Raw genomic sequence first — 6648 nt, 5'->3', positions numbered from 1 at the left:
GGTTATAAAGATGTGAGGAAAAGGCTTCAAATGCTTTTTGATTCTCGAGACTATTACGCTGTTCACGTCTTTTTGATTCTGCATGGAAGAAAGTATTGCCGTGCAGCGAACCCGTTCTGTAAACGGTGTCCAATAAATCACTTGTGTCCGTCTAAGTTGGTTGAGGATTAGGTCCACAGAGTTACCTTTGTGCCGATTTCTCTAAATGCATCATCTAATCTAACATTGCCGATGCGGATGGTCGTCACCGCTTGAGTTACTGGTGTGTAAACTTTCATAACGTTCCTTCTGTAATCGATGCCGCATACGACGCCGAGACCTAGAAATTTGTTTTCTTCATTATGTAACCCAACAATCAAGCCCTTTTCATCGCCTTTCTGCATCACCTTTACTTTTTTCTTGAAGACCTCCTCAGCCCTATACAACTTTTCAAAGTCGAGCATTTGATTTCGCTTTAAAACTATCCAAATTGCTTCAACGGTTTCTTCACAGAAAACAGGTCGAATTCCCAGAGTTTCTTCTATCCTTCTTAGGCGTTCATTGGTAAGAAATAGGCTTGGAGAAACATGTATTCCCTCTATTTTAATCCAGTTAAGCGGGAATGTCTCCACTTTGGCGTTTCTGAGATATTTTTTGTAGCTCAACTCACGGAGGGTTTTTCGTCTTTCTCTATCACGTTTTCTGACGGCAGTGGAAGGTTCCACGGCTAAAACGGGGATTTTAAGCTTACCTAATATGGGGGCAAGCTTCTCTTCTTGTTCTATCCCAGCAACTACATTAGGCGCAACTGCTTCTGCTAGCATGACTTTGTATCGAATAGCCGCTTCGCCTTCAATCCACCCATCAGTGTTTATTAACAGAAAGTCCTTAATTCTTCCGAGAGCCCGATTTTTGAAATCAGCGATACAGTGGACAACGTGTTCCTCTGCGCCACTCGGGTTTGTAAGGCCAATAAACTGTAGATCGTTCGCCTTGGCATAAAATAGGTCTTTTATAGGTCTGTTTATGTAAGCTAGGCCTATTGTAGTGGGTGGTCCTATATCTGATTGCCCCAAGTCCGCGTCAACAATGGCTACTGTCAACTTTGCTTCGAGGGCTCTGTTAGCTAAGAACGTACAAAGACTTGTCTTTCCAGAGTCCACTTCGCCCATGATCATAACAACTGTTGGCCTTTCCAAAGTAAGGATTTCTTCTGCCGCCTTCTGCCACGACGCAGGAATAGTGTCGCCATCAACTTCTTCAACTACTGAATCTTCTGCGCGTGTTATGTCAAAAGAGGATTCTTTCTTAACGTAGAAGGGGGTGCATTTTCCATCTCTAATCACAACTATTTCTCCAACGCCTAATGGTGCGCCAAGGATTTCTGTTTCGCCTGAAATAAGGTGTACTGAAGCCGGACCGTTGACGAGTAGTGTTTTGTCTGTCTTAATTTCTTTAATCATCGTTTTTCCTTCTTGGCAATACTCTCCCTTGTCTTTGGGCGATTTTTATGGCGGAGCTGACATCTCTTTTTCCTCTTCTATGCGCAGTTTCGCCAAGACACTGGCTTGTTCCTTCTTCTCCTACACTTTCAATGACTATATTCCGCGGAATAGCATCGTTTAGATTGCGCCAGAGTTCTTCCGTATAAGAAGGTGCGCCATTTCCGATTCTAATAGTTATATGATTAGCTGGGGTGCGGCTCAAAACATTCTTTATCGTGTTTACTGTTTCGCTTGCGCTTGTGCAATCTTCGGTTTCAAGTATGTTATCGTCTCCGAGAACCGCGACGCCAAAATTCTGGCCTGGGTCAACTCCCACCACGAGTCTTTCGTATATTTTCTTTCCCTTAACTATCCTGATTGCTTCGTCCACAATCTCTGCCAATTTTTTGGGTTCCTCGTATTCTAGCACGTTTTGATGTGTAATTTTGGAGCGTTCTTTCTTCGTCGTTATTACTGCTTTTACGTCCAAGGGTATGTCATCGTTTGGCTTCAAACTTAGGAACGATACGTTCTTCTTCTTAAGTTCGCTAACTATCAAATAATAGGCTTTCCCAGAGACTGTTGCTACGGCGATTTTTGCTTTCATGGTTTGTCCTTTCGTTTTGACATAGTCAACGTAGACAAAGTTATTAATTTTTGCAGTTATTAATTCGTTTTGGCGTGTGAGCTCCCTTGAAAAGAATAATTCCCACGGGTTGCGGCTTACTAGACGAGCGGTTGGGAGGCGGATTGTTAGAGGGAAACATGGTGCTCGTTTTTGGAGAAGCTGAAACTGGAAAAACAACTTTGGCTATCCAATGCGCCGTGAACTGTGCAAGAATGAGCTATAAGACAATTTTCATAGATTGCGACAGCACTTTTTTCCCTAGGCGTATGGCACAGATTGCTATCGACGACTTCGAAGCCCTTGCACACCAAATTATTTTGATGAAACCTGAAGATTTTGAACAGCAAACTATTGTCATCGACAGGCTAAATGATTACATAAGCAAGAAAGTAGGGCTTATCGTCGTTGACACGATCACAAATCTCTACAGTGAAAGACTAGGAGATGACATGAAGAAAACATTTGCTCTAAACCGTGAATTGAACCGCCAAATGGCATGTCTAGCTCAAATTACCAAAACCCACAAAGTGGCAAGCCTAATTGTCAGCCAAGTGCGAAGCGTGATCCTTGAAGAACACGGAAAAGTGCAGCCTGTCGCTACAAGGGTTCTGAAGTTTTGGACAGACAAGACCATAAGCCTAAAGCCAACAGCTCAAACCAATGTAATCAAAGCCAACGTAGAAACACATATAGATAAAAAACCAGTCAAACCAATATTCTTGAAGATTGAAGAAAAAGGCCTTCACGATTATAGGGGATAGACTTTCGGAAAGGAGGTTTAACGGAAGCAGTGATACTGGAATTAGTTGCAGAATCTCTCATATTCATATTTCCTGCCTACGTTGCCAACGCCGTTCCAGTAATCTTTGGTGGGGGACACCCCTTAGACTTTGGCAGAAGTTTCAAAGACGGTCGACCAATTTTTGGTCCTCACAAAACTCTCAAAGGTTTCCTCGCGGGGCTAATTATTGGAACATTAGTGAGCATCGGAGAAAGTCTTGTTTTCAACAACTATAATCTGCTATTGGGTTTTATGCTCTCCTTAGGTGCTTTAGTGGGAGATTTGGGTGGTGCCTTTGTCAAGCGCCGGTTAGACCTTCCTCCAGGCGCTTCTCTCCATATAATTGATCAAATTGGCTTTGCTTTATGTGCGTTACTTTTTTCTCTTCCAGTTGCTCCGCCAACACCTACAATGGCATTGACCATTCTGGTTATTACAATACCTATACACCTCTTAACGAATCTCCTAGCGTACCTAACACACATGAAAAAGAAGCCGTGGTGACTCTGCCCATTATTATAATGGTTTGATCGTGCTTGGGAAAAGGAAGAACTCCACAAGCATCCATCCAATTAGTAGAAGAAGCAAGCCGATCAATAGTGTGGTGTATGCTTCTCTTGGGTTGTAGGCGTATTTTGTGCTCCGATACATCAGTATTAATCCTGCGATGCCGAGGGAGTATAAAATCATGGCGGCGACGCTTTCGCCCAAAAGCTGTTCGTTTAGGGCTTGAGGGTAATAGGGTATAATCCTTCCGCCACTGATAAATGCCACTACTGGCTGTTCCAAAATATCATAGATTCCCCCTCCAAGCAGAAAGATGGAAGCGGCTATGGCTAAGGTTGCTAAGAGGAAGGTTGAGGGCTTAAGCGTCACTAACTTCCAGTAGGTTTTCTGGAGATGATAGGAAAGCGATGAGGCGCCTTTTCTTGCTTTGCGAGACAACTCATTCTTTTCTCCTTAGAGTTAAGCATACCTTTCTTCCCTATATGCATTCGCATAATCTACTTAAATATTCCTTCTCCACTCAAACGTATTCTTGCCCCGTTGAAAGTCTACTTGGAACAAACAGCACAGGTTCCAGTCTGTAAATGATGTACCATCTTTGCAAGAATTAACATCTCAAACACTTCAACTAGAAAACTGCAAAAGCATGTCGAGGGTCAACGATGAATTCTACAAACCAACCATAGAGAAAGCTTGTTAAACGTATTTCACTAATAGAAGGAGAAGAGAGAAGCTTCATGAAAGCCCACAAACTAAGTGATCGTACACCTGCTGACACAAGGGGTGAATGGAGAAAGTAGGTGAATGGAAAATGGTCAGCACAAAAGAAATAATGGACATGGCTCTAAAACTTGTAGGCTTCGAATCGGTGCCAGCAGACAGCGCTATATACGTTGAAGGAAAAGACATCAAAAACGTTCTTTTTGGAATAGACGCAGATGTTCCAGAACTTCTGTTTGCAAAACAACTGGGCTACGATGCTGTAATCTCTCATCATCCTAAGGGTGGATCAGCTGTCATAGACTTTCATCAAGTTTTCAAGAGGCACATTCAACAGATGATCGATGCTGGCATCCCAAAACTTGAGGCTGAAGAAGCAGTTCGCAAGAAGATTACGGCTTTAGAAGTAGAGATGCATACCAGAAACTACAATCATGTAGTGGATGTGGCTCGACTTCTGAAGATGCCTTACATGAATGTCCATACGCCTTTGGATGAGATGGGAAGACGAATTATGGCTCTCAATATTCAGCATGAAACTTGGAAAGATTCCACAGTAGAAGATGTTGTTTCAGCCCTTGAGAAACTGCCAGAATTCAAAAATGCAATTACAGACATCAAGATATGTCTAGGAAAAGCAGCGAATCCAGCTGGAAAAATTGTGGTGTCCCATGGGGCTGGAACAAATGGGGGCTATGAAATCGCAAAAACATACTTCAAGCATGGAATAAACACGCTAATCTACATTCACGTAAGCCCTGGAGACCTTGAAAAATTGAAGGCTGATGGTGTAGGCAACCTGGTAATCACCGGGCACATCTCAAGTGATTCTGTGGGGATAAATCCATTCATTGAGGAATTGGAAAACAAAGACGTTTCTGTGACTAGATTGGGGATAGTTCCCCCTTGAAAGATATGTATTATATGACGAACTTATCTAGGTGAAATCGATGAAGCTAGTTCGCTTCTCAAGTTCAAAAATAAAGTCCTATGGAATTTTAGACAAAGACCAAGTAATTTGCTTGCCCATCTTAGCAAAAATGCTGGAACAACCTTTTCCAGCGAGTCTTGAAAATCTAATCTCACAAGGCATGGAAGAACCCAGCATAGAACATTTGATTCAAAATGCACCAAGAACAAGTCTTGGAAAGGCCATGCTCCCTCTTGGCAAAGTGAAACTACAGGCGCCAATTGCGATGCCGCCGAAGATTATTTGCCTAGGTTTAAACTATAAAGACCATGCTGCAGAACAGGGTAAAAACCCGCCTGACGAACCAGTGATTTTTATGAAACCTCATACAACCATAATAGGCCCCAACGAAAACATTGTCAAGCCCAAATTCGTGAAACAACTTGACTACGAAGCAGAGTTAGCCATTGTGGTGGGCAAAGAGGCTAAAAACTTCTCAGTCAACGACGCCAAATCATGCATTTTTGGATACACAATTCTCAACGACGTTTCCGCGCGGGACATCCAGTTTAAGGATAAACAATGGACCAGAGGAAAAAGTTTCGACACTTTTGCACCTACCGGACCATGCATCACAACTACCAGTCAGATAAAGAACCCGGCCAATTTACGAGTTTGCACATGGGTCAACAAGGAACCACGGCAAAATTCCAATACCCAGAATATGGTGTTTGATGTATTCGAAATCGTGCATCACCTTAGCTGTGTCATGACGTTAAAACCCTGCGATATTATCGCAACAGGGACTCCTGCAGGTGTAGGGTTCGCTATGAAGCCTAAACCAAAATTTCTTCATGACGGTGACGATATAGAGATAGAAATAGAAGGTATAGGAATCCTAAGGAACAAGGTATTGGAAGAGAACCCAACGCCTTAGGAAATATTTACGGATAAGTTTAAGGCTGTCCACAAGACATTAGTCAATTAATTCTCAGTTGAGGAGAATTCTGGTGGTATTCAAGCTCACACAAGAAGAAGGCGAGTTCCTAGTTAAGCTTGCCCGAAAAACTGTACAGGAACATCTAAAAACGGGCAAAGTCGTCAATGTGCCCAAAGACACACCTGCCAAGCTGATGCAACGCTGCGGGGTTTTCGTTACTATAAACAGCCTTAAAAATGGCAAAAAGAAATTAAAAGGATGCATAGGCTACCCTTATCCAACCACTGTCTTGGCGCAAGCTGTTATAGAGTGCGCCATCAGTTCTGCAACTCAAGACCCACGTTTCTCCTCCCTTTCTTCTGAGGAACTTGACAAAGTCATTTTTGAAGTCAGTGTGCTTACACCCCCGAAACTAGTGGAAGTTGAAGATCCGAGGCACCTTCCATCAAGGATCAAGATAGGCAAGAACGGCCTCATCGTAGAAAGAGGATTCTACAAAGGTCTTTTATTACCCCAAGTACCTGTTGAATACAACTGGGATAAAGAAGAATTCCTCTGTCAATGCTGTATAAAAGCTGGCCTACCCCCAGACAATTGGCTAATAAAGACGACGAAAATCCATAAATTTCAAGCAATAGTTTTTCAGGAAGACACCCCTAGAGGCAAAATAAAACGAAAAGAACTTGGCGGGAGATAAAT

The 6648-nt window shown here is 42.7% G+C and carries 8 protein-coding genes; 5 read left to right on the top strand and 3 right to left on the bottom strand.

From position 1 onward, the window contains the following. Positions 1-167: 167 nt before the first annotated feature. Together NWE91_01125 and NWE91_01120 are read right to left on the bottom strand one after the other, a co-directional pair. Positions 168-1442 (bottom strand): Clp1/GlmU family protein, encoded by a 1275-nt coding sequence (locus tag NWE91_01125; protein MCW3985006.1) that lies wholly within the window; start codon positions 1440-1442, stop codon positions 168-170. Next, entirely contained in the window at positions 1435-2070 is a 636-nt protein-coding gene (locus tag NWE91_01120) for a hypothetical protein (protein MCW3985005.1), read from the bottom strand. The genes NWE91_01125 and NWE91_01120 overlap by 8 nt, the downstream gene beginning before the upstream one ends. 86 nt (positions 2071-2156) lie before the next feature. Between NWE91_01120 and NWE91_01115 the strand changes: the two genes are divergently transcribed. Continuing rightward, a complete protein-coding gene (locus NWE91_01115) occupies positions 2157-2852 on the top strand; it encodes an AAA family ATPase (GenBank protein MCW3985004.1) in 696 nt (231 codons plus the stop codon). A 29-nt stretch (positions 2853-2881) separates the two neighbouring features. Then, complete coding sequence (locus NWE91_01110) at positions 2882-3376, top strand: CDP-2,3-bis-(O-geranylgeranyl)-sn-glycerol synthase (GenBank protein MCW3985003.1); 495 nt, start codon at positions 2882-2884, stop codon at positions 3374-3376. Between the two features lie 12 nt (positions 3377-3388). On the opposite strand, the gene NWE91_01105 is transcribed toward NWE91_01110, so the two are convergent. After that, positions 3389-3817, bottom strand: coding sequence for a hypothetical protein (locus tag NWE91_01105; protein MCW3985002.1), 429 nt, complete (start codon positions 3815-3817; stop codon positions 3389-3391). A gap of 373 nt (positions 3818-4190) precedes the next feature. Between NWE91_01105 and NWE91_01100 the strand changes: the two genes are divergently transcribed. From NWE91_01100 to NWE91_01090, 3 genes are all read left to right on the top strand, one after another. Next, a complete protein-coding gene (locus NWE91_01100) occupies positions 4191-5009 on the top strand; it encodes a hypothetical protein (GenBank protein MCW3985001.1) in 819 nt (272 codons plus the stop codon). Positions 5010-5049: 40 nt separating this feature from the next. After that, the gene (locus tag NWE91_01095; GenBank protein MCW3985000.1) at positions 5050-5946 is read left to right on the top strand and encodes a fumarylacetoacetate hydrolase family protein; all 897 of its coding nucleotides are present in this window, start codon (positions 5050-5052) and stop codon (positions 5944-5946) included. A gap of 73 nt (positions 5947-6019) precedes the next feature. Next, entirely contained in the window at positions 6020-6646 is a 627-nt protein-coding gene (locus NWE91_01090; GenBank protein ID MCW3984999.1) for a TIGR00296 family protein, read from the top strand. Positions 6647-6648 lie beyond the last annotated feature (2 nt).

This window comes from Candidatus Bathyarchaeota archaeon (assembly GCA_026014805.1).
Classification (GTDB): domain Archaea; phylum Thermoproteota; class Bathyarchaeia; order Bathyarchaeales; family SOJC01; genus JAGLZW01.
Note: the sequence above shows the minus strand (reverse complement) of the source record. Positions and strands in the feature narration are given on the sequence as shown.

What these genes read in the sequence shown, in the direction of transcription:
- NWE91_01125 (MCW3985006.1), bottom strand. Translation starts at nt 1,442, where the DNA reads ATGATTAAAGAAATTAAGACAGACAAAACACTACTCGTCAACGGTCCG.
- NWE91_01120 (MCW3985005.1), bottom strand. Translation starts at nt 2,070, where the DNA reads ATGAAAGCAAAAATCGCCGTAGCAACAGTCTCTGGGAAAGCCTATTAT.
- NWE91_01100 (MCW3985001.1), top strand. Translation starts at nt 4,191, where the DNA reads ATGGTCAGCACAAAAGAAATAATGGACATGGCTCTAAAACTTGTAGGC.
- NWE91_01095 (MCW3985000.1), top strand. Translation starts at nt 5,050, where the DNA reads ATGAAGCTAGTTCGCTTCTCAAGTTCAAAAATAAAGTCCTATGGAATT.